The organism is Microbacterium sp. (genome assembly GCF_031988965.1).
Taxonomy (GTDB): Bacteria; Actinomycetota; Actinomycetes; order Actinomycetales; family Microbacteriaceae; genus Microbacterium.
Genome location: NZ_DALZXX010000284.1, coordinates 1 through 1457 on the forward strand (window position 1 = coordinate 1; position 1457 = coordinate 1457).

The following is a 1457-nucleotide window of genomic DNA, read 5'->3' on the forward strand; positions in this document are numbered from 1 at the left end:
GCGTGCGCATCGACACGATGAACGGACGCGCCGTCGATGCCGAGATCGTCGCCATCGACGGGGCATCCGCGCGCTGCATGCCGCTCAGCCGGCTCGACGGCATCACGGCGCGAGCGCGGGTTCGGCACGCGGGAGCGCCACTGCAGGTGCCGACCGGCCGCGGACTGCTCGGACGGGTGCTCGACGGTCTGGGGCGACCGATCGACGGTCTGGGCCCGCTGCCGCGCACCGCACCTCTCGTGCCCCTCGATCATGATGCGCCGAGCGTCATCACCCGGCGACGGATCGATCGTCAGCTCGGACTCGGCGTGCGCGTTCTCGACACCATGACTCCTGTCGGTTCCGGTCAGCGCCTCGGCCTCTTCGCAGGCTCGGGCGTCGGCAAGTCGTCGCTCATGTCGATGATCGCGCGGGGGTCGTCGGCCGACGTCACGGTGATCGCCCTCGTGGGCGAGCGTGGCCGTGAGGTGCGGGAGTTCCTCGAAGACGACCTCGGGCCCGAGGGGCTCGCGCGCTCGGTCGTCGTGGTCGCGACCTCCGACCAGCCCGCCATGGCTCGCCTGCGCTCGGCCTTCGTCGCGACCCGCATCGCGGAGCAGTTCCGCGACGACGGTCTCGACGTCGTGCTGATGATGGACTCGCTCACCCGCGTCGCCATGGCGCAGCGCGAGATCGGGCTCAGCGCCGGGGAGCCGCCGGCGACCCGCGGCTATCCGCCGTCGACGTTCTCGGTGCTGGCGCGGCTTCTCGAGCGCGCAGGCACCGGCGAGATCGGTTCGATCACGGGCTTGTACACGGTGCTCGTCGACGGCGACGACCACAATGAGCCGATCGCCGATGCGGCGCGCGGCATCCTCGACGGTCACGTGGTGCTCGACAGGGCACTCGCGATCCGGGGACACTTCCCCGCGGTCGATGTGCTCGGATCCGTGTCGCGTGTGGTCTCGAAGATCACGACACAGGCCCAACGGCAGCAGGCGGTGACGCTGCGCAGTGTGCTGGCGGCGCGTCGCAGCGCGAACGACCTCATCGACATCGGCGCCTACCGACAGGGCGCCAACCCGCTCGTCGATGCCGCGCTCGAGCACGAACCCGAGATCGCGCGCTTCCTCACCCAGCGGATGGACGATCTCAGCACCGTGGACGATTCGTGGCAGCGGCTCACTGCCCTCACCAGCGAGTTCGGAGGACTCACCTCATGACATTCCCCCTGGCAGGGCTGCTGCGCGTGCGCGGCGCCCAGGAACGTGTCGCCGCCGAGCGCCTCTCCCGCGCGACGGCCGAGCGCACTCGGACCGAGGCCGCCGTGCAGGATGTCCGGACCAGCCTCGCCGATCTCGGTGCGCAGGTGGGTGATGCGCAGACGCTGCTCGCGATGGCGGCCGCGAGGGCCGCGGGGCGCAGCGCGCTCGGCGATCTGCCGGCGCTCACCGAGCTGCATCGCACCGCGGAGGATG

At 71.2% G+C, this 1457-nt stretch carries 1 protein-coding gene and 1 pseudogene; both read left to right on the forward strand.

The window, feature by feature from the left end:
• Positions 1-1202: FliI/YscN family ATPase (locus RTM68_RS18765; protein ID WP_312173844.1), on the forward strand; the 1202-nt coding region annotated here is incomplete at its 5' end.
• Positions 1199-1457, forward strand: a pseudogene (locus RTM68_RS18770) (hypothetical protein); the annotation flags it as partial. The gene RTM68_RS18765 and the pseudogene RTM68_RS18770, both read left to right, overlap by 4 nt.